We start from the raw sequence: 24,016 nt of genomic DNA, 5'->3' as shown, positions 1-24,016 counted from the left end.
GTCGTGTCGTTTGTAATGTGACTTTAGGGCAGATGCCTTAGTCTTTTATGCGTCGTAGAAGATTGATCAGTTGATTGCGCGCCTTTTCTCCTCCAAGGCGGCTGATGAGCTTTTCCTCATTATGTTTCCAGATCTCGGAGAGATTGCTGAGCATTTCGCGGCCATCGGGTGTCATATCCAGAAAATGTACCCGGCGATCCGTGTCTGATTTTCTGCGGGCCAGCAGCCCCTTGGCTTCCAAATTGTCAATGATTGCAACGAAGTTTGCTCTTTGTATGCCGAGTGCCTCGGCCACGTCGCTTTGCTTGAGATCAGTGTTGTTGGCCACGACGATAAGGACCGAGAAATCTGCGGGCCGCAGCCCGATCGATGCCAGGCTGTCATTAAAGTCCTGAACCACAGCGAGCTGTGCGCGACGCAAACGGTATAATACTGCCTCCGACAGTATGGAATAATCGACATCACTCCCCCCATAGGACGGCTTGTCGGGGGACGCTGCATACTTGCTTTTACTCTTTGAAGTTACATATGCGAGATTCCCATCCATCATCGACTCCTCTGATTCGATAGTGATATTAATTAATTACAGAATTATCTTTATTAGAACAAGTTTAATAACGAATGAAAAATAAACGATATTGCTCTATTTCTGATAGTAATGTCCTGATGATTTTGTGATTTTGGTAACGATGCGCTTCGTAGCGCAGTCGGCGGTTTTGTTGGCGAAGTCACGGGCTTAGCCAGTTTCATGCGCCAACCTGCCCGATGACGGCCAGATACATGCTGAAGGGTGGAGTGATGCAAGTTGCTGCATTTTCCGCATTGATGCGAAGCCCAACCTAGTCTAAGAACCAACATAGTTCAGGGCGATTCAGCGCCCTTACGGATGCACCCGTAGCTCAGCTGGATAGAGTGTTGGATTCCGATTCCAAAGGTCACAGGTTCGAATCCTGTCGGGTGCGCCAATAAAATCCTTTAAGTGTCTGTTTTATAAGTGAGTTTTTGACGGTCGTGCCATTTGTGCATAACTTTATTCATAACCGTTTCTCTTAATTTTTTTCTTTTTCTTTCAATTGTCTGTTTCTTAGTGCCGGTTGGATGTTGGCGAATCTCTTTCTGTGCAGATAATCCAGACGTGAGCGAAAATCGCTCACGCTACTGAGGTGGGGCATGGAAGAGTTTTACGAGAACGCCCGCTACTTTGCAGATAAGGTAGCGGACTGGCGAGCACTGCAGGATTTACAGGCACAGTTGGACATGGCGAGCTGGGCCGGCTGGATGTTTTGGGCCACACTGTTCAGCGTGGCCGCAAGTGCTTTAGCCGTACTCTTAGCTGCGAAGTCTCTCAGCGCGACTCGACAGATCGGTGAAAGCCAGACCCAAGCATACATTTTGGCTTCGGAGGCTAATTTCGGTTCAAAAGGCAATATTTTAATAACAGTCAGAAACACGGGTCTTACGCCAGCGACCCACTTTGCAGTGAATGCCACAGCCAAAATTGTTCAGCCAGGAAAAGTCACCGAGTCAATCTCCTTCGTCAACCATGGCTTCAAAGTTTGGTCGGCGCTTGGCTCGGGAATGGAATACAAGGTCAGCGTTCTTGAGGGCGACGAAACAATCAAGAGTTTCCATAACAATTCGCTGAGCGGTGATCTCCTGCTAGTTAGCGGCCAGGTGACTTATTGCACTGTGTTCAACCATGATCACCTGACCCAGTTTGCTTTTTTTGTCCAAAAAGGCACGACGCGTTTCCGGCGTCCCACGTCAAACTTGATTACATTTCATCGGTTGAGAAAAAACAAAGCTGCGTCATCTCGGATCGTGGAAGTTCGGCTGGACGAAAATGACTTCTAACTTTCGGATGCCGTTTACCCGATCGACCGTGTGGCTTGTAGGTTTGTCCAGGCGGTTGAGCGCGGGTATCTCCATCTGTTGAAAAGAATATGCCCGGAGGTTTCCGGCCTCCGGGCTTGCCTCCGTCCATGAAGGACATGGGTAGGCTTGCGGGGTGATTGTTTCTGAACCGCCAAGATTACCGGCTCGACGTCCCACCAGCTTTGATGCTGGTGAGAAAGCGCGAAGCGTTTCCACCCCGCATTTGATTATTAGTTGACCCCCGGGTTGCGATACGTACCGCGGAAGTCAACGGCACCACCACCAAAGTGCAGGACTGCACGGAACTCTGTACCAAGGCGTTCAAAGCCATCGCGGCTATCGATCTGCGGTCCTTCGTATCCGCTCAGGTAGCTCCATTCGAGGACTGGCGCGGCTGCGGGATCACCGAATAGGTACCAGCTTTTACCGTCCAAGTTTGGTTCAACTACCGGGACGAGGTTCTTGATAGCGTCTGGAACCGCGTCATGCGTCGTGGCAGGCGAGATGCTCGCAACCAACTTCTGTGCTGTCAGCTCGAGCTCTGGACCGGTCAGGATATAGCGCGGCGCGAGGTTCGTTCGCTGGCCGCCGAGGGATGTCTGTTTGCGGAAAGCCAAGATTCCGTTGCCCAAATTATTCTCATCCAGGGCGGTGCCTACTTCAGCCAGGTTTTTGTGAACTTCATGGAACAGATGCTCGTTGTCCTCCGACATAAGGGGGCCCGCACCTTCTCCATCAAGCAGAAGATCCAGCAAGACTTTGTTCTCGGTGAGCGCTGCCATGCGGCCTGCCTGCACGCTCCAGTCGGTGAATGCTCCAAGATCATCGTTGACGATTGCCTGGAAGCTCAGCGCGAAAATCCGGCCGTAGGTTTCGACCTTGTACGACTCCGCAGTTTCAGCGCGGGTCATACTTTTGATTTCGCCAGACTCGTTCACCTTTGTGAGGAGGCCGCCATCAGAGATTTTCAGGCTACTCTTGGCGCGAAAATCGTTTGCTGTGCTACGACGGCTGAGGACGGTTTTGAGAGGGCTTTGCGCAAGTTCGTAGGCTTGCATAAGGACGCGGTGGCCGGCGCCTTGCAGCAATAGCGGGAAGTCCGAAGTGGTGTGCATACCGCCCATTGAGCGGCCACGATAGCCAAGGATTTGCTCACGGCTCAGGGTACGAGTGTCAACGCCCTGTGCTTCGAGAAGGCCGCGGGCGTGATCCATAAGAGAGGCGCTCATGAAATGGCGAGCGTTGCCCTGAGGCACGGTGCCGGTCATACGAGCCGCAATGGCTTCCTCACGGAGAATGACCTGCTCCTGATAGTTCGTTCGGCTATCACGCAATTCCGAGTGGGGGAAGGTCGGGCTCTGCTCTTCTCGTTGCACCATCGCCTCCAAAGCTCGGGCGCGGAATGCATCAGTGGTCGAGCCGTCGTCGATCGCGCGCACCAGCTCAGCATCGGCAATGCCGGCTAGCTTCGCGATTTCACGCAGCTCCTTCTGGCGGGTGCGTTCGCGGATGGTGTCGTTGCGAGGCTGGCGCTCGTCCTGGCGTTCAAGCTGTTCAGTCTGCGGCATTGTGTGGTCCTCTTCAGTCTGTAAGGCGCGCGTCGTTGCAGCCGGGTCTGCCGGAATGCTGACGATGCTCAATTCGAGCGGTGTCCAACGGGTAGCGCGGATGGTGGGAAGGCCGCCCGATGAGGGCGCCTCTGTCTTTTCAAAGGTGTCGATGCGGTAACCGACACTGGCACCCAGCACATGGCCGTCTTCGAGATCGCGAAACAGAGCTTCGCCTCCGGCATTGCGTGAGATTTTGGCCGTGACGATCGCTTTGCCACTTTCGACGCGAAGGCTTCCAGCCAGGACGGAACCCAAACGGGACGCAAGGCCAGAATACGCGTCATGCTGATCGAGCAGCGGTAGCGCGTCCAGCCGACTTGTGTCGATCGCAGTCTTGTTGATGGCGAGAACTTCAATGTAGGAGCCATCCTCCCACGAGCGACGTTTCACCTCGCTCTCGGTGGCGAGCACGACGTCAATGGTGCGTGCGTCTGCATTGAACGAGGACAGAGTGAGCTCTGCTCGGTTCTGAATATCTTCGATCGTCTGCGGCATTTACGCGGCCTCTCGGCGATTGAGGTGCTTCGTCATCGACGCGTATCGTTGGCGTGCCCGCTGCAGTAGCGCATGCAGCGGCAAGACTTGCGCCCGAGGAAATGCGCTTACGAGGCTGTCGAGGTGCGCTTGCGTCATCGCCGCAGCGGTGAAGTTGGCATCTTTGCTTGAACCAAGAACGAGCCAAACCTTGCGTGACGATCCTGCGGTCAACCATCGAAGCTCGGAGGAAAACTCCGAAAGTATTTTTGCCGCTTCATGGCCATGCAACCCAGCTGTTTCCGCTTCATGCGAGACGAGAACAGAAAGGATATCGATCTCAGCAAGAGGTTTGCCAACACTGTCCAGTGCGCGAAGCCGACGGCTAATCGTCATTTCGGAAAGGCCGGTTTCTCGAGCGAGGTCTGCTTGTCGGATCATGTTCGTCCCTCCTTAGAAAGTAACACGAACATACCATTGGATCGTGATGTGTGATAGGTTTTATTTATGGGTTGCACAAAACCTATAACTTTTATTGATGTATCTGGAGAACGTCATGACCACCCGTACCGCTACCCTGCGACTTCAAATGATCGACTCGGTCAGCGGCCCATCGAAGGGCATGACTGCTTCGTTAAAAGGAGTGGACGGCGCTCTCGCTCGGTTCGGTCGAGGCGGGACACCAGAGATTAAGAAGCTCGTTAGACAGCTGGAGCACCTACAGAAGAGGGCAGGCTCGATCGAGGATTTCACGGCGAACCGCCGGGGTTTCAAGGATCTGGCAACACAGATGGCCGCAGCACGGTCGAATGTGTCCCGTCTGGCACAGGCGCTGAAGAGCGCAACGAAGCCGACGGCAAGGATGAAGGCGGACCTCGAGTCCGCCAAGGTGCAGCTGAAGGCCACCAGTCAGGCCTTTCGGGAACAGGGTGTTGCCGTCAGGGGTGCAGAGAAAGCGCTGCACTCCTATGGCATAGTCGGCCGTCGTGGCATCACCAGCTCACAACAGGCGATCCGCAATGAGATCGCTAAGACTATTCGTGAAATGCGTCGCCTTGATGCGGAGGCACGCAAGCCTAAGCCACCACGCCAACCTCCGCCGCCAAGCCAGAGGCCACCAGGTGGTGGTTCTGGTGCATACGGTGCAGCCGCCGACGTCATGGGTGGTGGTTACGTCGCCTATCAGGGTCGCAACCTTGCGCAGAAATCGTTCTTCACTGGCGTGGATTTCAACCAAGCGGCCGAGTACCAGGCCGCGCTCGGTGATTTCAAAGGCGACGATCGGTTGGCGCTGAACCGTCAGGCCGAAAAGATCGGTGGTGACACCCGTTTCTCGAACGTGGACGTCGTCCGCGCACAGACAACCATCCTGCAGCGAGGCATTCGTGACTCCAAGCAGATCATGGATCTGACGCAGAAGGTGACGGACTACGCTCTCGCCATGGGCGTGACGCTGGAAGAGGGCGCCGACGCTGTAACAGGTGCCGCGCTGACCAAGCGTGTGGATCTGCAAGACACCAAGGCCATCGGCAACTTCGTCGATTTCATGGTCTGGATGGCGAAGAACGGCGGTATGACCAACGAGGACGTCAGCCAGTTCATCAAGTATGCCGGCGGCCCGACCACGGGCGCAAAGCTGCCGGACGAATACATGGCTGCCATGGGCATGATCCTGCGCCGCTCTGGCGTGCGTGGTGACGAAGCCGGTGTCTTTGGTCGTTCTGCTGCCTCGAAGCTCGTAGCGCCCACTCAGAAGGGCCGTGACGCCCTTGCTGCAATGGGTATCGACTTCAATAAGTTCACCGCCACCGACGCCATGAACCCCGAAGGCATCGGGATCGTCATGAAAAATAAGTTCGGCCAGCGCATGACGGCCGAGATGAAGACGGCTGTTGAGCAGCTGATGTCCAGTGGCGAGTTCTCCGACCCTGAAACCGGCGAAAGCCGATCGGTGATTTCTGACAGTGGCGAGTTCGTCTCGCAGATGAGCCAGATCCTATCTCCGCTGTTCGCCGACAAGAAGGGCAAGGTGTCCGCCATGGACGCCAAGGCGCTGGCAAAGGCGCTGTCGGATTACCACAAGTATTCGATCGATAGTGTCGATGCTGTGGGCCTCATGAATGCCATCGCGGCATCGGACCCGACACTCGGTAACCTCAATGCATTCTTCACGGACAAGCAGGGTGGCCGCGCCAACATGATCTTCCAGCAGTGGCCGCTCTTCCAGGAGCTGCTCGAGAAGATGCGGAACGTTCCCGGCGGCGTCGCCCACAAGATCGGTGAAGAAGCCAACCAAGGCGTCTACGGCGATTGGACAAAGCTGACCGGTACCGTCGAAACAGCCATGCTGCGTATCTCTCAGGATTGGGAGTTCGCAACCCGGCCGATCATCCGCACCACGGACAGGATCATCGACGGCTTCACCAACCTGTCTGACTCCACACGTCGTCTCATCGAAGTCTTCGGCGCTGCCGTGGTAACACTCGCAGGCTATGCCGCGGTAAAGGGCGGTGCTGCGCTGGTAGGCGGTGCGCTTGGTGGTGGTGGCATCGCAGCGGGTGGCGCGGGTGCTGCTATGCTCGGCACCATGGGCAAGGGGCTTCGGTTCCTTGGTCCGATCGGCGCTGGCATCCTTGGCTGGCAGATCGGAAGCACCGTAGGCGAGGGCGCGGCAGAGGTCGGCGCCATCGCTGCCGGTAAGCACTGGATGCCGAAGGACGCGGCCGACGCTGACGACCTTCGCACACAGGCCGCAGAGAAGCGCAGAAAGATCGCAGAGATCCGCGCCAACTCCAGAGTGCCGGCGATGGCGGAGACACTGATCCAGCCACTCCAGACAGATCTCGATTTGTTGGAGGGTCGCATCCGCGCCTTCGATCAGATGACGGTTAAGCCGCAGATCGATTCCAGCAGCATCGACGCGGCGCAAGCCAAAGCGAACCTGCTGAAGGACACCTTGGCACGCTGGAACGTCAGCGGCACGGACAGCGGCGGTTCGTCAGGACCAACGCCCGGTGTGGCCGGAGCTCGTAGGAGGGGCGGACCCGTCAAGGCAGGCAGGACGTACCGAGTCGGTGAGGCAGGCGAGGAACGTTTCACGCCCGAAGCCGACGGCTTCATCACTCCGAACCATGGACTCAGTGGTAGCATTGCGGGTGTTCACGTGCAGGTTTCACTGGTGCAGCATATAAACGGGGCAAGTGAAACTGATCTTCAAAGGATGGCGAGCCGCGCCGCCGAAGCAGTGGTTGGAGCAGTGACATTAGGACTTGATCAAAAACTTAACCGGGAAGCGCAGACTGCGTTTTCTAATGTGAATTATGGCGAAGCATAGTTCATGGACATCTATCAATTACTCCTATTTCGGTTGTAGGTTTCAGGACAGGAACTCGACCGAGATAGGACGTAAGCGTTGATGATCCAAGATATCATTCGCAGCCTTAGTGAAACGAAAGATCCCGTCAGCGATATTCTCCGGAAAACCCTCGTGCTGACATACCGCATGAAAAATGAGCAACTCCGTACGTGGGTCGAGAAAGAGCTCAACGGGTACTCAACAACGGATGAGCTGCCGTCTTATCGCCAAGCGGTCGGAACTGCGAAGGGTGTATTTTTGGGTGGGTTTGGTCAGCAAATAAACAATCAACCGTTGGCGAGCGGAGTGCTCAAACCTGAGCACAGGCACTGGGCTAGAGAAATCAGGTTGCGGCAACCGATAATCGCGTACGAAGGCAAAGATCCCTCAATGTCAGCCGCTCTAGAGTGGCCAGCAGATCTGGTGGTGCTCTACCAAGAGAAATTCTACGATGATTTCGCCCTGAACCGCGCGTGGTTGGAGATTCCCGGAACAATCATCCAAGGGGCCGTGGACACTGTTAGGACAAGACTTCTGATGTTTATGCTGGAAATCGAATCCGAATCTCCGGGTAATGAGGATGTCTCCGTTGCTCAAATCCCCCCTACTACAGTAGACCGCATTCTTCACGTGACGATAATGGGTGGAAACAACGTCATCGGTCCGGTGAATGAGTTTAACTCCACCACTGTGGTTGCTGGCGACTTCGGGAGCCTCCAAGGGGCTCTGCATACCTTGGGAGTTGACGCAGACCAACTTGCCTCGCTCGAAGCGGCGCTATCAGAAGACAAGCTTCTTTATGTCGATCAGGGAAAGCCTAAAACCGTAGGCAAAAAGACCTTGGAATGGATTGGTCACGCCGCAAAAGCAACGGGCAAAAAGGGGTTGGAGGTTGGTGGCGCGGTGATGGAGGAGGCCATCAAGCGCGCTGTGTTTGGTTATCTTGGATATTCTTAATCATCGCCGTGAGGTGATAGCCTCGAGTTCTATGTGCGTCAGATAATATCGAGTGGTGCGGCCGATGTCCCAGCGGTCGTGCCCAATTTTCCCTGAGATCCAGTTGTCTCGCTCGAGCTTTTGTAGCGTGCGGATGTGAATTCCGAGGATCTTCGCCATTTCCGTAGTGGTGGCTTCTCTGAGGGTTGCCTGATTTTGCATTTTTTCTTTCCTTAAAACGAATACGAATCCCTGAATTTTTTGCACCAAAATCGCTCAAAGCGTGCGCTGCCGCCGACCCGCGGTGCCTGCCCCTCTGGCCGGAAGAACCTACCCGTGGGGGAGGTGGCGTCACACCCCTGTCTCATCGAGCGTCATGTCGATGCACTCGCAGCCGCGCTCGCGTGCCTCGGTTTCGGCGACGAGCATAGCGTGTTCGAAGCAATCGAAGTCACCGAGCGGGATAGCGCCGTTTCGCCAATCACCATCAATGACAACGAAACGGAGCGCATCCGCTGGCGCCGTGATCGTAAACGCATCTGCGCGCAGAATACGCTGCACCAGCACCGCAAGATGAACGGTAATCATTGCAGCCGCTCCCCGCGCTCGCTCTTCAGCTCCTGCATTTCAGCCGCGATCCTGTCCAGCGCCTCTTTTTCTGTTACATGGAGCGATTTCACCCGTACGTCGTCACCGTCTTTCACTACGACAACGTGCACTCGAGCGGGTCGTTCAAGCTGAATGGATATTTGCGTCCCGTTCTCAAAGACCAGGTCTTGTCCCGCGATGATGGCCGGCATGCAGGCAAATTGTCGTTCTGTCATGGGTTCTGTGCCTTTCTTCGGATCGGCTTGTGTGGCGGCGAGCATGTGCATCGCGCCGTCAATGAAATTCCAAATGGAGTTCACACCGCACCTCCCGATGCAAAACTTATGACTTGTCCGTGATGCCCGCTCGGCATGCCAGCGAGCTCGTTCAAGCGTGCTCGTACCGCTGCTTTGAAATCGTCCTCGAGCTTCACTGCTTGCCAACGTTGTGCACCTGCGGATCGGGCTTGCTCTGCAATGCGACCAGCTCGTGTTGCAATTTCACGCGTCTGGACCGTGCCTTTACGATGCTGAATTTCAGCTGCCAGTAACCGCACGCATGTATGAAAGTCTTGATTTAGATAAAACAGCTCAAGCATGTTTTCCTCCATCAAGGCCTATTACTAAGCTATCGACATACTGAGAGGTTAGAGATGAATCTCCCACGTGTGTGGAAACATCCGGCGTAGCCGGTTGAGGTTGAGTCTTATGATTAAGGTGGAACAGTTCGTTCCTATTGTTGATGGAACACTCTGTGCGGGGATCGATCCTTAGCCACTGCGATGGCGGGACACGTTTATAAGCGACAGAACGGACATCGCGGCCACTGCCTCCGGCGTCTTTTCGACCAAGAGCTAGTCGGGCTATCTCAACCGGAAGGTCGCGGCAAACTATCCGATGGATGGCACCAAGTTCCGATAGTTGGGCCAAGCCGTAGGTGACGGCTCGAACACTTTTCCAACCTGCTCGGTTGGCGATAGTCTGCTGCGAGGGCCAGCAATACGGCGAGCTATCGTTGAAGGCACCGAAGAGAACGTTCGCGACGAGAAGTCCTTTCTGGGAGATACGGCCGTGACCGCAAGCCAACGTGATCGCCTCAAGCCATTGAAACCGACTTCTGTCGGGCGCGGGCCTTGTGCTGCGAACGATGTCGGAGGCCTCCTGTGTCGAGAGACTGAAGCGGTCCGCAAAACTCTGCAGATCCCAAGATGTGAAGGCCGTTTCATCGAACCCTGGCTGTCCACGAAGTACCGCCAGCTCCTTGGTGGCAAGGTCGAAGCGTGTCGCGCTCATGCCTGCGCCACCTTCCGTTCGGCAATGATCCGGTCGAGGTGCGCTTCGGCCTCAAATTCAAACAATCCGTCGAGTGTCAAGTTATCAGGTGCGACGAGCCGAATGCCGTGCGGCGCTGACCTGAGCCGCCGGAAGGTTACGCCTGCTGCAACCGCCTTGCGGCGTAGGCGCCTGTCTTCAGCCACGAGGACACGCAGGCCCTTTCGAGTGAAATTTAGGATCCATGATTTTGAGAGGTGTCGTCGCGTCATTGCTTGCGCTCCTGGACCGAAACAGGCTCTGTCATCTCGTACGCAAGGCTTGCGACCAGCTGGGAGATTTGTCTCGAGATCGTTGCAGCCTGGCGAACGTTCGCCTTCGAATCGGTCTCCGTAGGCGGCCGTTCGGATAGCGCGACTATTGCTTTTGCGAGATCGTCTATCGACCGAAGGACTGCAAGTTGCTGATCTGTGACGAGGGGCGCGCGCGTCATCATGCGGTCCTCCCGGCGCGAGCGGAGATGCGCCGCTCAATCCATTCAACAACTTCGGATCGAACGAACGCGACCCTTTTTTCACCAAGTGCCACCGCCGTCGGAAACTCGCCAGCAGCACGCATTTTGTTAATGAACGTCCTCGAAAGACTCGTCATGACACAAGCATCGTTCAAGGAAATCAGTACGGATTGAGATGTTTTGTTGGTTTTCATTTTTGTCGCCTCGTTTTTATTGTCTGAGGCGACATTCTCGAATTATTTGTGTTTATACAACCCTGTTGTAAGAAGTTTACCTTTTTATATCAATACGTTACGTATTGAATTGTTCGATTTGATATTACGGTTTGTTGAATTCATTGTTGAATTTTTTTTGTAATTTTTCTGTCTTTTTTGCCCCTTTTGGCCGTTCTCACGCTCGATGAGGCAGCTTCAGCACATCTGCCGCAGCGCCAGTAACGAAGTTCGCCCACGCATCCATGAGCAAACGGCGCTTATCCAGCGCGTCGCCACGTCGATAGGCTCGCTCTACGCTGTCACCGACAGCGTGGGCGAGCGCGGCCTCGGCAACCTCGCGCTGAAAATTTGTCTGCTCGCTGACCCAATCGCGAAAGGTCGAACGAAATCCGTGAACCGTGTAAGCTGCTCCTCCAGCGGCTTTTAACGCCTTGGACAGCGTCATGTCTGATAACGGGCTTGATTGCTTGGCTCCTGGGAAGATCAGGTCATCGACAGCGCGTTCTCGCATTGCCTCAAGTATCTCAAGAGCGCGATCGCAGAGCGGTACGCGGTGTTCCCGATTCGACTTCATACGGGTGGCAGGGACAATCCAGACTTTGGCGACAACATCGATCTCAGCCCAAGTTGCGCCTCGCACCTCACCAGGCCTCGCCGCAGTGAGGATCGTGAACTCGAGCGCGCGCGCACCAATGCCACCTATGATCCCAAGGCTCTTGAAGAAGTCCGTAATGCCTGCGAACGGCATAGCTGCGTGGTGCCCTCGAACCAGTTTCTTAGGTGGCGGGAGGATCTGATCGAGGTGTCCGGCCCACTGTGCTGGATTGTCGCCCGACCGCAAGCCTCTGGCCTTGGCATGGTCCAAAACGAGTTTGACACACTCACGGATATTGCCAGCCGTCTCTGGCCGCTCCGCCCACAACGGCCGGACAATTTTCAACACGTCTTCAGTTGCAACCGCCTCAACTGGAACCTTGCGGATAGCCAACGCATGTGTCGTGGCAAATCGTTGCCATTTGAGGAGCGTCTTTTGAGACCTCCATTTTGTTCGCATCGCTGCAATGTATTCATCAGCAACCTGACCGAACGAGGCGACTTTCACTGCGGCCTTCCTCTCAGTCAGATCCGTTTTAGGATCTCCGCCAGCACCGATAATCTCGCGACACTCCTGGGCCTTCACCCGTGCCGCAGCCAGGGAGACATGGCCAGACCCAGATCCGTAAGGACCAAGACCGAGCTCCCGTCGATTTCCATACCGGCGCCAAACAAAGATCCATGATCGACTGCCGGATTGTTGGACGCGAAGATACAGTCCATCGCCGTCACCGTGCACTCCAACTTTGGTCAGGGTCTTGATCTTGGAATCTGTGAGTTTGTGCCGTGCCACCGTTCATAACCCTTTTCATAACCGAAGGTGTTGCCACCATGTTCAACCACGTTGACCATTTCGGCAAACTGTTATGAAAAATCAAGGGTATGTTTCCAGCAAAGTCAGCAAAATCAATGTGTTGTCGCCTGTCGGGTGCGCCATAATCTTCAAAAATAATGATTTATGTTTTCACGTGCAAACGTGACGATCGCCGTTGCCTGCCATGTAGAATGCAGATGTCAGAGAGGGGTTGAGCCCAGCGTGCCGCTCTGCTCGCCTGTGAGATAATAATAGAAAAAGGCAGCGGCGAAAAAGGCCACAACAGCCAAAATGACGAGCAGACGTTTTTGCCACGGCGGGGTTTGCCGCGGTGGTTTTGGTTGAGGGCGACGCTCGAATTTTAAAACGTTTTCTGACATGGCATTTGCATAGAACAAATCTGTGCTGTTGCCAATCATCGCAACTGCAAACCAATGCGTGTGGGTTAATTTCCACAAACTGCGATGCGCGTGACCATAGGCACGGTTTGCCCTGCTGGGTTCTGTGATGTGTTTTTGGAAGGCTGGGGCAGGCCGCTCTAAACTGTGCGTTACCTGTCAAAAGGCTCATTTATGGGAGCCAAATGGTGCCGGCTTTTGAGCGTCCGCCACCATTAATGTGCAGTAGTTTCAATGTGCGTATTGGCGCACACTGCCAAGGGATCAACGACCCCAAACAGCATGGCTGATCTGCTCACGACGCAGGCCGATATCGTTCAACGAACGTTCGTCCATCTGGTTCAGTTCGCGAACTGCGCGACGCTTTGCTGTGTAACTTCTTACGATCTCACCGAATTTCATGTCCATCTCCTTTGTTTGGTATGACTAAATAATAGGACATTTCTCGCCTAAAAATAATGCATAAGTATAATTGGCAGGCATGCGTTTTTTGCATCCCATGCCGCTTTACGATGCTGGGTTGCAAGACTGCCTGTATTTTGATCGAAATTGCCGCTGAAACTGGGTGGCCTGAAACCTGTAGGTGGCTTTGGCTTACGTCTTGAGGAATTCTAGCATGCCTTTGGCTGCCGCTTTGCCTGTCGCAAGGCATGCGGTCAGCAGATAGCCGCCTGTTGGCGCTTCCCAGTCCAGCATTTCACCAGCTGCAAAAATGCCCTGCAACGGGCGCAGCATGTAATTTTCATCCAGTTGCGACCATTCAATGCCGCCAGCGACCGATATTGCCTCGGCAATTGGTCTGGTCGTGGCTACCGGAAGTGCAAGCCCTTTGATCTTTGCTGCGACAGCGGCAGGGTCCAGCTGGGTGATCTCAGGTGTGAGTTCACGCAACAGGGCAATCTTGACGTCGCTAAGACCAGTCTTTTTGCGCAGTCTGTTGGTAAGGCTGTCTTTCGAGTTGGCTTTGGCGAGGTCGCTGGCCAGCTTTTCTTCCGTCTTGCCCGGCGCAAGATCGAGAAACAGGGTTGCCTTGCCTGTGTCCAGCAGCGCGTCACGCAACACGGCGGAGTGGGCGTAGATCAGGCTGCCTTCGACGCCATGTTTGCTGATGACAAATTCACCCTGAAAGCTGCCAGCCGCTGAACTTGTCACCACGGATTTGATTGCGGCACCGGCAAAACGGCTGCGGAAGACATCGCTCCACGGAAGATCAAAACCACAATTGGCTGGTTTGAAGTCGGCAATGCCAATGCCTTTGTCTCTCAAGGTCGGCAGCCAGGCGGCGTCGGATCCAAGCCGGGGCCAACTTGCGCCGCCAAGTGAAAGCAATGTGGCGTCTGAGCGGACGTCGATTGTTCCAGTTGGGTTCTCAAAGGTCAGCAGGTCGCCGTTAAAACCGGTCCAGCGGTGGCGGGTATGAAGTTTGACGCCCTGTTGTTCGAGGCGATGCAGCCATGCGCGCAACAGAGGCGAGGCTTTCATGACCTCGGGAAACACCCGGCCGGAGGTTCCCACAAAGGTTTGCTGGCCGAGTTCTGCCATCCAGTCACGCACATCGGATGGTCCGAAGTCATCAAGTGCCGGTTGCAGATGTTGTTTGGCTGCGCCGAAACGCTCATTGAATGCGGAATAGGACTCGGAATGGGTGATATTCAAACCGGACTTTCCGGCCATCAACAGCTTGCGTGCCACGGTGGGCATGGCTTCATAGACGCTGACATCATGACCCGCGGCAGACAAAATATCAGCGGCCATCAGGCCGGATGGTCCTCCACCAATGATTGCCACGCGTTTTGTCGCCATTCGGAATGCCATCCTGCTTTTTCCACTGCTCAAGTTAGAGCGTTGTTATCGCAAGTCGGCCGGGTTTTGCACGGCCGCAGCACTTATTTTTTGGAAATTGATAGCGGCGCGTCGATTCGACGTTCTGACGGGGAACTTATGGCGGTGCAAACCGCCATAAGAGCGTTCTGGTACGTAAGGCAGGGATTTGCAGTTAAAGTTTGCCAGCCCCGGCATTCGCCCTGACATAATCAGGTACGTCTTTCGCGGGAATGGGACGCTTGCCATAGAGAGCCGGTTTCCAGCCCACATCTGGTGAAATCGGCTTTTTCGGATCAGCATTCAGTACTGTCGCAAAGTCTGCCGCCTCACCATTCACCAGCGAACCGGAGTCAAAGAACCTCGTTCCGCCTTGAATGTTGCCCGCATTGCCAATGTTGCCGTTCCTGATCTCAAAGAAGTTGTTTTCCGAATAAATGGCGGAGCCTTTGCCGATACCAAAAGCGCTGCGGAAAATAGGGATGTCCTTTGACTGGCTGATGCCGCGTTCATGATTTTCAAGGACGCTCAAATTTGCGTCAGGCGCACCGGATGCATCGCCGGAGAAGTAGTTGTTGTAGCTATGCACCTTGCCAAAGCGCACGCGCGGCATGCGCTGTCCTGCGTTTTCAAACCAGTTGCCCCTAAACGTAACGTTCAGTTTGCCCTCGTCTGAGGTCAGGCTGTCGCTACCGCCGATCAGTGATGTCTTGTCGTGATTTTGAAAGTGATTATAGCTCAGAGTTACGAGGTCGGCGCCGTTGGTAATGTCCACTTGGCCATCGTGGTGCTGCACTTTTTGCTCGACCTGATTGTGTGGGAAGGGGAATACTGGCGGGAACAGCTTGTCCGGCCGCTCACCATCGGTGAAGGTGTTGTGATCCAGCCAGACCCTTTTGCCGCCATTGATTGAGATGCTGTCATATTCGGAGTTCCAGCGGCCGCCGGGGCATTTTTGCGGGCCGGTATCAGCATCGACATAAATCTCGTCGCAACCGGGGTAATTCTTGTTCAGCGACCAGGAATCACCCGGATCCCAGGCCGGGAAATAATCGAAGGCATCTTCAAATGTGATGTTGCGGATAATGACGTTTTCGGTGCCGTTGCCGATAAACAGATTACCCTTGATGATTTTGGCATCATTTCCAAGGCCGATGATCGTGGTGTTGGAGGTGATCTGAATAACGATGCGCTTTTTCTGATTGTCGGCAGACCGTTGCCGTGCTTCTTCCTGTGGGCCAGTCAAGTCACGTTCCGGGCGTTTTTTGTCCGTCAATCTCACGTTCCAGACTGCGGGCGCGTAAGCCTTTTTATAGGCCTCAAAGTCATAGGCGGGATCGGCGTAGTCTTTCTGGGTCAACTCCTTATTGTCATCGTCGACCGACAGATTGATAGTGCCTTCTACCTTGATGATCTTGGGCAAATCAGGTTTTCCGCCTGCCTGGAGTGCGTCCAGCAATTCGTTGCGGTTTGACACGGTGTAGATGTTGGACGGGTCGGCCTTCGAGCCACCATCCGTGCCTGCAGCCCAGCCATCATTCGCGCCAATTGCCTGCCGGGCAATTTCTTCGTGTGCCTGTGCGGCGAGAATTGGCACGATCATGCAGGACAGGACTGTCCCTGCCACGAGAAACGCGGCTTTGCGGAATGTGGTTGTCATCACTGTCTCCTCCTCGAAACGTAGAATCAACTCCCCCCGCTAGAATGGTAGACATTACTGCGAATTTAGCACAATCAATAATTGAATATATAATTTTTGGTTGCATATAATATTGGCTGAATCTGTTTTCCAGCTCTATGCATTAAAGAGCTGCTCTCCAGCAGCCGATGCTAAACAGCGATGTAAAGGGTATTGTGTAGAGCGACTTATGCCGAAGTTGATTTACGGGCTTTTAGAATAGCAACCTGATGCAGCGTATTGCGTCTGCTCATTTCCAGATGTGTCTTGAGCGCCTGCACGATCTTATCCCTGTCCCCGGTTTTGATGGCATCAAGGATGGACTGATGTTCGGCGACCGACCGGCTGTAATCTCCCGGCAGTGAAACGAACACCGTGTGGGTTTGCGCAACAATGCGGGCATGGGTTTCCGAGATGATCGGCATCTGCGCGGCGTCCACCAACAAGCTGTGAAAGGCCCGGTCGTGCTGCAGGGCTTTCGACAGGTCGTCGAGGGAATGGCGGGTTGCGAAGTATTTATGCTGCGCAAGTGTTTCTGCGAGTTTCTTCTGTAAGGTCAGATCGAAACGACCTGCGTCAAATGCTGCCTCCACCGCGCCCTTTTCGATGAGGATACGCGCGGCATAAAGCGCTTCGACATCGGTTTCACCGAAACTGCGGACAACCATTCCCCGCCGGCTTGAGGTGGTGACAAGGCCGTCTGCTTCCAGACGAAGACATGCCTCCTTGATGGGGGTGGGGCTGATGCCGAGATCGACAGCAAGTTCGTTGGGCAAAAGGCGGAAACCTTCCGGCAATCGCCCCTGAATGATGCGGTTGCGCAGCTCCTGATAGGCCTGTTCGGCCAGCGTGGTCTTAATCATCGTCATGGCGTTATTTTCTGTCAGATTCATAACGAGTGCAATTAAAAACAAAAAATAAAAAATTTTTTATTTTCTAACGTATGGTTCTGCGTTAGATGTTGATCAAAGAAGGAGAGGAGGCCTTCGTTTTAGCCAGATTTTTCCTGCAGCCCCAGTTTGCCTGCACCCTTGCGACGGCAGCACAGTTGCCCCACCCATGACATTCCAGTTCACGATCCCCCCCGTTTTCCAGCGTTCACGGATCGACCAGGAGCAAAACAGATGAAAATTGCCTCAGTTCACCCCTTTATTGTCCACCTGCCACTGACTTCGGATTCCATTTCAGATTCAACGCACAACATCACCCATTGGGGTGTGGTTGGTACCAAGATCGTCACCGATGATGGTCTGGAAGGCTATGGTTTTACCGGTACGCACTCACATCTTGCATCAGACCGGTTGATCACTTCATGCATTCAAAATTGTTACGCACCGCTGCTGATCGGTGAAGATGCGTCGGATCACTCGCGCCTTTGGACGAAACTGGCGCGCAATCCGGCACTGCAATGGGTCGGCCGCGCCGGCATCACCCATCTGGCGCTTGCGGCTGTTGATGTCGCTCTGTGGGATTTGAAGGCCAAGAAGGCAGGCGTACCGCTGTGGAGTTATCTCGGTGGTGCCCGCACCAAGGGTGTCGAGGCTTACAACACTGATATTGGTTGGCTTTCCTTTAGCAAGGACCAATTGCTTGCCGGATCGGCAAAGGCTGTGGAAGAGGATGGTTTCACACGCATCAAGCTCAAGGTTGGGCATGATGACCCCAATGTCGATATTGAGCGCCTGACTGCAGTGCGTAAACGCCTGGGTAGTTCCATTCGCATCGCCATTGATGGTAATGGCAAATGGGATTTGCCCACCTGCCAGCGGTTTTGCGCCTCAGCGCAGGGACTGGATATCTTCTGGTTTGAAGAACCACTCTGGTACGATGATGTCGGCAGCCATGCGACGCTGGCGCGCAACACCACTATCCCTGTCGCACTGGGTGAGCAGCTTTATACGGTTGATGCCTTCCGTTCCTTCATCGAGGCCGGTGCCGTTCAATATGTCCAGCCGGATGTGACGCGCCTAGGTGGCATTACCGAATATATTCAGGTGGCCGACCTTGCTCTGGCGCATCGTTTGCCGGTCGTGCCGCATGCCGGCGAAATGAGCCAAGTGCATGTGCACCTCAGCTATTGGCATCCGGCCTCGACCATTCTGGAGTATATTCCATGGATCAAGGACCATTTCGAAGAGCCGATTGCTGTCAAGGATGGTGTCTACGCGCGTCCTGAACGTCCGGGTGCCAGCACCACCATTCTGGCGGAAAGTTTTGCCCGCTATGGCAAAAGACTGAGCTAAGACCGGCCCTCGATCTCAATTTTGATGTGCCCGATCTCAGCCGATCGGACACATCACATAAAGGTAATCAATGGAAAGTAGAATTTCATGAGTTTTTCATTCATGTAATTCTGGATCGGAGTTGTTCCGGCTGATATACGAGCTTGGAATGGTTCGGGGTCATCCGATATTGATTAGCTGTTTGGTATAAAATGGGCATTCGGGAAGACGACAAGCGTTATGCCGTTTATGTCGCGCATCGCCTTGATCTTATTAAATATGCCACACCCATTCTTGGCTCCCGAGAGGAGGCAGAGGATGTTGTGCAGGAAGCCTTTATCAAATTTGTACCGCAGCAGGCCGAAGCGCCGAGTGCCCTCAAGGCCTATCTCTTCCGTGTTGTTCGCAACCTTGCACTCGACGTCCGCAAACGTCGTCGCTACGACCTTCGGGAAAGACCGGATGACACGCCGTTCTGGGGCCTGCCGCAGGACCATGGATCACCCGAAGACCATGCTTTGTTCTGCGATCAAGTTCGTCAGGTCAGCGAAATCCTCAACGAGATGCCGGCGGACACGCGCCTCGCGTTGGAAATGCACCGTTTTGGCGGCTATCGCATGGAGGATATTGCGGTGCATTTGGGTGTCTCGGTTGCCACCGCACACCGTCTGGTCAAGACCGGGCTTGCGGAGTTTGTCAGGAAAATGAAATGAACGTCCAAAAACATGACGTTTCCATGAAAAAAATAATGCGTTCAATCGTCTCTTTAGAAGGAGAGCATGAAACCGTTATTTTTACTCATGAGAGACCACAGGCAGCACGTCGATGAACGATCCCGCGAAAACAGACGCAGGCGAATTGGATGTTTTTGACGAAGCCGCTGACTGGTTCTTACGTCTCGAGGAAAATTCGGATGATGCAGATCTGCTGAAGGAATTCAGCAACTGGCTGGAACTGAGCCCGAACCACCGTCAGGCATGGGAAAAGACCTGTCGTGGCTGGAGTGTTTTCGGAGCGGTTGAACCGGCTATGCGCTCCCAGTGGGAGAATGCGGGTCAGGCCGCACCACAACGTCGTGCAACGCGGCGGTTCTTCATGCCGAGACGAACCTTTTCCCGGTTCGCGCTGGGTGGGGCAACGCTTGCAGTGCTCTGTCTTGCCGTCATGTCCATTCCGGACATGGCCGTTCGTCTGGAAGCTGATTATCGCACGAGCAATGGTGAAAGTCTCACCGTGACATTGGCCGATGGCAGTACCGCTGTGCTTGCACCCAAAAGTGCGCTTGCGGTTAATTATCATCAAGGCCAGCGTGATGTCGCCGTGCTTGCCGGTGAGGTATTCTTTGATGTGATCAAGGATGAGGCGCGACCGTTCGTGGTCGACGTACGCGATGTCAAAGTGGAGGTTCTGGGAACCGCTTTTGATGTTGGCATGTCTGACAAGGCGACCATTGTTGCCCTCGCGCGTGGCTCGGTGAAGGCCAGTCTCCGTGACGATTCATCCGCAACACAAATATTGGTGCCGGGTGAACGGGTGACTGTTGACGGTGCAACAAAACGCATGAGCAAACAGGCGGTTTCTATCGATGAGATTGGTGCCTGGCGTCGCGGCGAACTTTATGTCGTGGAAGAGACAATCGCCGAAGTTGTCGAAAAGATTGGCCGTTATCACTCCGCCTGGATCAGCGTGCCGGACAGGTCGCTGGCCAACAGCAAGGTGACCGGTTTTTACAATCTCAACGAGCCGGATCAGGCGCTTGAGGCTTTGGTCACGCCTTATGGCGGAAAAATCCGCTCGATATCGGGATCAGTCAGGATCGTGTCGCGCTTTTAAGTCTCACGTGGCGTAAAAATTTCCATTACTTTCCAGTTGGTTACAGACAAAATTCGTTTTGGTTGAAAAAAATTCCGAGAGCAATCGTCTTTTTGTTGAATGTGAAATTCAACATTTGCCACTGTAGGCAAAGAAGACGGGCAGGGTAATGAGTTCTTCCAATAAACAAAGTGCAAAGCAGTCTGGCGTGGGGCAGACGGGCAAGCGCGCACTTCTTATGGCCAGCACGGCCATGGCAATTTTTTACGGGGTATCAGCGGCGCATGCGCAGTCATCCGGTGGGGCAACACCGGCAACGAATGCAGCTCAGGCTGAACGTCGTGCTTTCAATATCCCAGCGCAATCGCTGTCGGCTGCGGTTGGCGCATTTGGTCGCCAGTCCGGCCTGCAGGTGACGCTTGCCTCTCCGGCCTCCGGAAGCGTGCGTACCAACGCGGTTACCGGCAGCCTGACCGTTCAGGAAGCTTTGACGCAACTGCTCGGTGGCACGGGTATTACATTCAGGTTTGCGGGCAATGGCCGGTCGGTGGTTATCGGTGCAGATCAGGCCGCTGCCGATGTGCCGTCAGTGGATGGTTCCACAATGCTTGAAACCATTACGATCACCGGTAAATCGGGCAGAAACGCTGCATCAGGAGCCGGGTATCAGGGAACACCCGACTGGGTGTACGAAACACCGGCCAGTGTCAGTGTTGTCAGCCGCGAGGCCATTCAGTCTGACCTGGGTGCACGTGATGTGCGCGATCTCTTCGACAATGTCGCGGGGACCTACGTCAACAACTCCGTTGCCAACTCTCCGGCAGTGTCGCCCAATGTTCGTGGTGTGCAGGACATGGGTCGAGTGGTGCTTTCCGTTGATGGTGCGCGCCAGAACGCTAATCGTACGATTTCAGCAGGTGGCGACAGCTACATTGGCAGTTCTGGTAAGGGCTATGTTGAAACGTCCTTCATTCGTGTCGTTGAGGTTGAACGGTTAACGGGCGCCAAATCGGGCCTTGCAGGTTCACTGGCGGGCGCGGTGACATTCCGCACGGTTGGCGCAGACGATATCATCTCGGATGGAAAAGACTGGGGTGTCGAGATCGATACGACTGTTGGCACCAACAATCAGCATTTCAACGGTTCCATACTGGCGTCGAAGCGTATGGGAGATTCCCCATTCTCGATCACCGGCGGCTTCGCGCGCCAGAAGCTTGGCAATTACAAGATTGGCAGCCACGGGGATATTGAGTGGGATGGGGATGAAGACGGTGAAGTTACCTTCATGCAACGAGACAATATGTCGTCGCTGTTGAAACTGGAAGGTGATTTCGGAGACGTGACGACCGGCGTAGCATGGACCCATCAGAAGAAGGATTTTGCATGGTTCATGGGTGGGCTCAGCGATGAAGAGGCCACAGTTAATACTGTAACCGCCAATCTTGACTGGAACCCCATCGATAATGACCTGATCGATTTCCGTTCAACATTTTGGCTGAACGACACGATGGAAGAGACGCTTCGCCACACCCGGGGCGGTGCTGCAGGTTATCCCGACACACTGATCAGTGCTGATTTCATGAGCTTTGGTATCAATATCGACAATACCAGCCGTTTTGAAACTGCTATCGGTCCGGCAACACTGAATTATGGCGTCGAAGCCTTCCGTGATCACGGAAATTCCAGTGCTTCCAGCACATCAATTGATGTGTGGCCGGAATTGGCATCGAACTTTACATCGTTCAGTCCGGCGGGTCGTCGCGATATGGCAAGTCTCTTTGTCAACGGAGACATTGAGCCAACCGATTGGGTCAAACTATCGGCAGGCTTACGATATGACTGGTATCGGCTCAAGGGTTCGCCGAAATACTACGACTACAGAGATCGTGTGAATTACATCGCATCCGCCGTCACAACTGAGTATGATTATGTCGCGACATATGATCCGGCACGATTTGCCAGCGCTAACGCCGTTCTGAGAAATATCTGGTCGACCCGTCAGGGTGAAATCTATAACGGCCAGTTTTACAGAGCCGGCACAACCATTGCTGCATTAAGCACGCCGGCCGGTTATCCCGAAAACACCGTGAATATCGATCGTTCCGGCGGCGCATTGTTGCCGTCCTTCACTGTCGAGTTTACGCCGGTTGAGTGGTTGCGACCATGTGTTAGCTATTCGAAGAGCTACCGGCCACCGACTGTAACGGAGGCGTTCTTTGCTGGAGACTTGCCGAAAGACGTATCTCCGCTGTCTGTTTATGCACCGAACGAAAGTCTCCGGCCTGAAACAGCAGAAACCTGGGAAATTGGTGCCAACATCAACTTTGACGGTGTCTTTACAGAGGATGACACGCTCCGTCTGAAGGTGTCCGCTTTCAATCGCAAAATCGATGATCTTATTGTGATTGGTTATTTCTATCCATATGCAGGATCTCGACAACTCCAGAGTTATGTCAATACAACTGATGCCACCCGGATGCGCGGAGTCGAGCTTGAGGGCAACTATGACACCGGTCGCTTTTGGGTCGGTGGCTCTGCGACCTGGTTGGACGCAGAATGGGCGCAAAAGGTGCCAAGCACCTGGTACGGTCAAACCGTCTCCTCAGACAATGTTCAGATGTACTCGAGCGTGGGTGTGCCGCCAAAACTCAAGGCTACTCTTGATGCCGGTGTGCGTTTCCTCGATAACAAGCTGGCAATTGGTGGTCGCGTAACCCATTCGACGCCGACATTATCGCAGGTGAAAACCTTTAATCCGGATGGCGGTTACACATCCAACAAATACACAAAACTCGATCTCTACGGTTCCTACCAGTTCAACGATCGCACCACGTTGCGACTGAGCATCGATAACGTAACCGATATCAACCACGTTCCTGCCGGAAGCCGTTACCCCTCTCCGGGGCGGACCTTCTTCGCCAGTCTGAATGTGAGATTGTGACGAATTTTTGAGCCGGTGGCAGGCTCAAATGCAAGTTCCCATGACCGGGCGGCAACCCGGCCAAGGGAGTAACCGTCCTGATTGTTGGATCAGGATAAACCTTAGCAACCAAGCAAAGGAAATCTATTATGGCTACCACTATTTCACTAACGTCTACATCTTCGGATTTCAAATCATATCTGGAGAATTGGAGCAACACGACTTACAGCTCCACTTACGGTGCGTTCTACGGTAGCGGCCCCGGCCTGCAGACAGATCCTGCAGTTATCGGTGCAAATCCGTCCTGGGATTACACGCAGTGGGGCAACGGCAACACAAGCGGCGGTAATGGTGTGCTCGTCGGTGGTGCTTTCGAGTACTCCTTCGGTAACCTGACCGGTACTGTCAGCTCGCTGGATTTCGGCACCGGCTACGGTGAATCCTCTTCTGGCATCACTCTGTCGAATGTCGCGCTCTCGATCGATCTCGATCCGTCCTTTAACTACAACGGCACGGGCCTTGATGCGTTTGACTACGCAATCTACGGCATCACCCGTGGTAACACGCTGAGCTACCTCTACTCCTACCTGGGTGCCACCGGCACGGTAATTGAAGACACCGCAAGTGACGACATTCTCGTCGGCTTCAGCGGCGCGGACACCTTTGTGTTCTCCGGCGGCAACGATGTTGTCACCAATGATGGCCCTGCTGGTACATCCGGTTACCAGGACGGCGTTGACAAGCTCGACATCTCTGCTTGGGGCGCTGTCAACTTCGGCGATCTGACGATCTTCGATGACGCTGGAGATGCTTACGTTGCCTACGGCTCCGACTCCATCCAGCTCGTTGGCGTGAACTCCGGTGTTCTCGACGCATCTGACTTCGTCTTCGCAAGCGCAACGGCTTTGGCCGCCTAAGG

At 54.3% G+C, this 24,016-nt stretch carries 23 protein-coding genes, 1 tRNA gene and 1 pseudogene; 9 read left to right on the top strand and 16 right to left on the bottom strand.

From position 1 onward, the window contains the following. Positions 1–37 precede the first annotated feature (37 nt). Positions 38–547 carry a MarR family winged helix-turn-helix transcriptional regulator gene (locus tag PYL13_RS14475; RefSeq protein ID WP_250982067.1) on the bottom strand — a complete coding sequence of 170 codons (510 nt, stop codon included), beginning with the start codon at positions 545–547 and terminating at the stop codon, positions 38–40. A 341-nt stretch (positions 548–888) separates the two neighbouring features. On the opposite strand from PYL13_RS14475, the gene PYL13_RS14470 reads away from it, so the two are divergent. Continuing rightward, positions 889–965 (top strand) — tRNA-Arg (locus tag PYL13_RS14470). Between the two features lie 205 nt (positions 966–1,170). Continuing rightward, positions 1,171–1,854 (top strand): hypothetical protein, encoded by a 684-nt coding sequence (locus tag PYL13_RS14465; RefSeq protein WP_275641793.1) that lies wholly within the window; start codon positions 1,171–1,173, stop codon positions 1,852–1,854. Between the two features lie 251 nt (positions 1,855–2,105). On the opposite strand, the gene PYL13_RS14460 is transcribed toward PYL13_RS14465, so the two are convergent. Together PYL13_RS14460 and PYL13_RS14455 are read right to left on the bottom strand one after the other, a co-directional pair. Then, positions 2,106–3,980: a prohead protease/major capsid protein fusion protein gene (locus tag PYL13_RS14460; protein ID WP_275641792.1), complete on the bottom strand. Its 1,875-nt coding sequence runs from the start codon at positions 3,978–3,980 to the stop codon at positions 2,106–2,108. After that, entirely contained in the window at positions 3,981–4,400 is a 420-nt protein-coding gene (locus tag PYL13_RS14455; protein ID WP_275641791.1) for a hypothetical protein, read from the bottom strand. It abuts the gene before it with no gap. 349 nt (positions 4,401–4,749) lie between these two features. Here PYL13_RS14455 and PYL13_RS14450 point away from each other — a divergent pair, with 349 nt between their 5' ends. Further along, the gene (locus PYL13_RS14450; protein WP_275641790.1) at positions 4,750–7,293 is read left to right on the top strand and encodes a phage tail tape measure protein; all 2,544 of its coding nucleotides are present in this window, start codon (positions 4,750–4,752) and stop codon (positions 7,291–7,293) included. A gap of 81 nt (positions 7,294–7,374) precedes the next feature. Then, the gene (locus PYL13_RS14445) at positions 7,375–8,271 is read left to right on the top strand and encodes an AbiTii domain-containing protein (RefSeq protein ID WP_275641789.1); all 897 of its coding nucleotides are present in this window, start codon (positions 7,375–7,377) and stop codon (positions 8,269–8,271) included. Here PYL13_RS14445 and PYL13_RS14440 read toward each other — a convergent pair whose 3' ends face one another. The 13 genes and pseudogenes from PYL13_RS14440 to PYL13_RS14380 form a co-directional block, all read right to left on the bottom strand. Beyond that, on the bottom strand, positions 8,272–8,472 hold the full coding sequence (locus PYL13_RS14440; RefSeq protein ID WP_275641788.1) for a hypothetical protein: 201 nt from the start codon (positions 8,470–8,472) through the stop codon (positions 8,272–8,274). It lies immediately after the preceding gene. Between the two features lie 129 nt (positions 8,473–8,601). After that, positions 8,602–8,838: a hypothetical protein gene (locus tag PYL13_RS14435; protein WP_275641787.1), complete on the bottom strand. Its 237-nt coding sequence runs from the start codon at positions 8,836–8,838 to the stop codon at positions 8,602–8,604. After that, entirely contained in the window at positions 8,835–9,158 is a 324-nt protein-coding gene (locus tag PYL13_RS14430; RefSeq protein ID WP_275641786.1) for a hypothetical protein, read from the bottom strand. The genes PYL13_RS14435 and PYL13_RS14430 overlap by 4 nt, the downstream gene beginning before the upstream one ends. Further along, a complete protein-coding gene (locus tag PYL13_RS14425; RefSeq protein ID WP_275641785.1) occupies positions 9,155–9,436 on the bottom strand; it encodes a hypothetical protein in 282 nt (93 codons plus the stop codon). Before PYL13_RS14425 ends, PYL13_RS14430 begins: the two co-directional genes overlap by 4 nt. A 690-nt stretch (positions 9,437–10,126) precedes the next feature. Beyond that, positions 10,127–10,381, bottom strand: coding sequence for a hypothetical protein (locus tag PYL13_RS14420; RefSeq protein WP_275641784.1), 255 nt, complete (start codon positions 10,379–10,381; stop codon positions 10,127–10,129). Between the two features lie 220 nt (positions 10,382–10,601). Further along, positions 10,602–10,817 (bottom strand): helix-turn-helix transcriptional regulator, encoded by a 216-nt coding sequence (locus PYL13_RS14415; RefSeq protein ID WP_275641783.1) that lies wholly within the window; start codon positions 10,815–10,817, stop codon positions 10,602–10,604. Positions 10,818–11,013: 196 nt separating this feature from the next. Continuing rightward, the gene (locus PYL13_RS14410; protein ID WP_275642043.1) at positions 11,014–11,940 is read right to left on the bottom strand and encodes a tyrosine-type recombinase/integrase; all 927 of its coding nucleotides are present in this window, start codon (positions 11,938–11,940) and stop codon (positions 11,014–11,016) included. A 33-nt stretch (positions 11,941–11,973) separates the two neighbouring features. Continuing rightward, positions 11,974–12,225, bottom strand: a pseudogene (locus PYL13_RS14405) (Arm DNA-binding domain-containing protein); the annotation flags it as partial. Between the two features lie 221 nt (positions 12,226–12,446). Continuing rightward, the gene (locus PYL13_RS14400) at positions 12,447–12,665 is read right to left on the bottom strand and encodes a hypothetical protein (protein WP_275641782.1); all 219 of its coding nucleotides are present in this window, start codon (positions 12,663–12,665) and stop codon (positions 12,447–12,449) included. A gap of 243 nt (positions 12,666–12,908) precedes the next feature. Next, the gene (locus PYL13_RS14395) at positions 12,909–13,046 is read right to left on the bottom strand and encodes a DUF1127 domain-containing protein (RefSeq protein ID WP_192488279.1); all 138 of its coding nucleotides are present in this window, start codon (positions 13,044–13,046) and stop codon (positions 12,909–12,911) included. A gap of 192 nt (positions 13,047–13,238) precedes the next feature. Beyond that, positions 13,239–14,447, bottom strand: coding sequence for a TIGR03862 family flavoprotein (locus tag PYL13_RS14390; RefSeq protein WP_275641781.1), 1,209 nt, complete (start codon positions 14,445–14,447; stop codon positions 13,239–13,241). Positions 14,448–14,640: 193 nt separating this feature from the next. After that, positions 14,641–16,125, bottom strand: a complete 1,485-nt coding sequence (locus tag PYL13_RS14385; RefSeq protein WP_275641780.1) for a pectate lyase family protein — start codon at positions 16,123–16,125, stop codon at positions 14,641–14,643. A 206-nt stretch (positions 16,126–16,331) separates the two neighbouring features. Beyond that, positions 16,332–17,012 carry a GntR family transcriptional regulator gene (locus PYL13_RS14380; RefSeq protein ID WP_275641779.1) on the bottom strand — a complete coding sequence of 227 codons (681 nt, stop codon included), beginning with the start codon at positions 17,010–17,012 and terminating at the stop codon, positions 16,332–16,334. A gap of 255 nt (positions 17,013–17,267) precedes the next feature. On the opposite strand from PYL13_RS14380, the gene PYL13_RS14375 reads away from it, so the two are divergent. The 5 genes from PYL13_RS14375 to PYL13_RS14355 all read left to right on the top strand — a co-directional run bounded on the left by PYL13_RS14375 (position 17,268) and on the right by PYL13_RS14355 (position 24,014). Further along, entirely contained in the window at positions 17,268–18,386 is a 1,119-nt protein-coding gene (locus PYL13_RS14375) for a mandelate racemase/muconate lactonizing enzyme family protein (RefSeq protein WP_275641778.1), read from the top strand. Positions 18,387–18,577: 191 nt separating this feature from the next. Further along, positions 18,578–19,078 (top strand): RNA polymerase sigma factor, encoded by a 501-nt coding sequence (locus tag PYL13_RS14370; protein ID WP_259143474.1) that lies wholly within the window; start codon positions 18,578–18,580, stop codon positions 19,076–19,078. Positions 19,079–19,190: 112 nt separating this feature from the next. Then, positions 19,191–20,198, top strand: coding sequence for a FecR family protein (locus PYL13_RS14365; RefSeq protein WP_275641777.1), 1,008 nt, complete (start codon positions 19,191–19,193; stop codon positions 20,196–20,198). Between the two features lie 148 nt (positions 20,199–20,346). Further along, positions 20,347–23,118 (top strand): TonB-dependent receptor, encoded by a 2,772-nt coding sequence (locus PYL13_RS14360; protein ID WP_275641776.1) that lies wholly within the window; start codon positions 20,347–20,349, stop codon positions 23,116–23,118. A gap of 128 nt (positions 23,119–23,246) precedes the next feature. Further along, positions 23,247–24,014 (top strand): hypothetical protein, encoded by a 768-nt coding sequence (locus PYL13_RS14355; RefSeq protein WP_275641775.1) that lies wholly within the window; start codon positions 23,247–23,249, stop codon positions 24,012–24,014. Positions 24,015–24,016: the final 2 nt, after the last annotated feature.

The sequence above is a fragment of the Agrobacterium sp. Azo12 genome, from assembly GCF_029193765.2.
Taxonomy (GTDB): domain Bacteria; phylum Pseudomonadota; class Alphaproteobacteria; order Rhizobiales; family Rhizobiaceae; genus Agrobacterium.
This window is presented reverse-complemented; position numbering and strand designations above follow the sequence as displayed.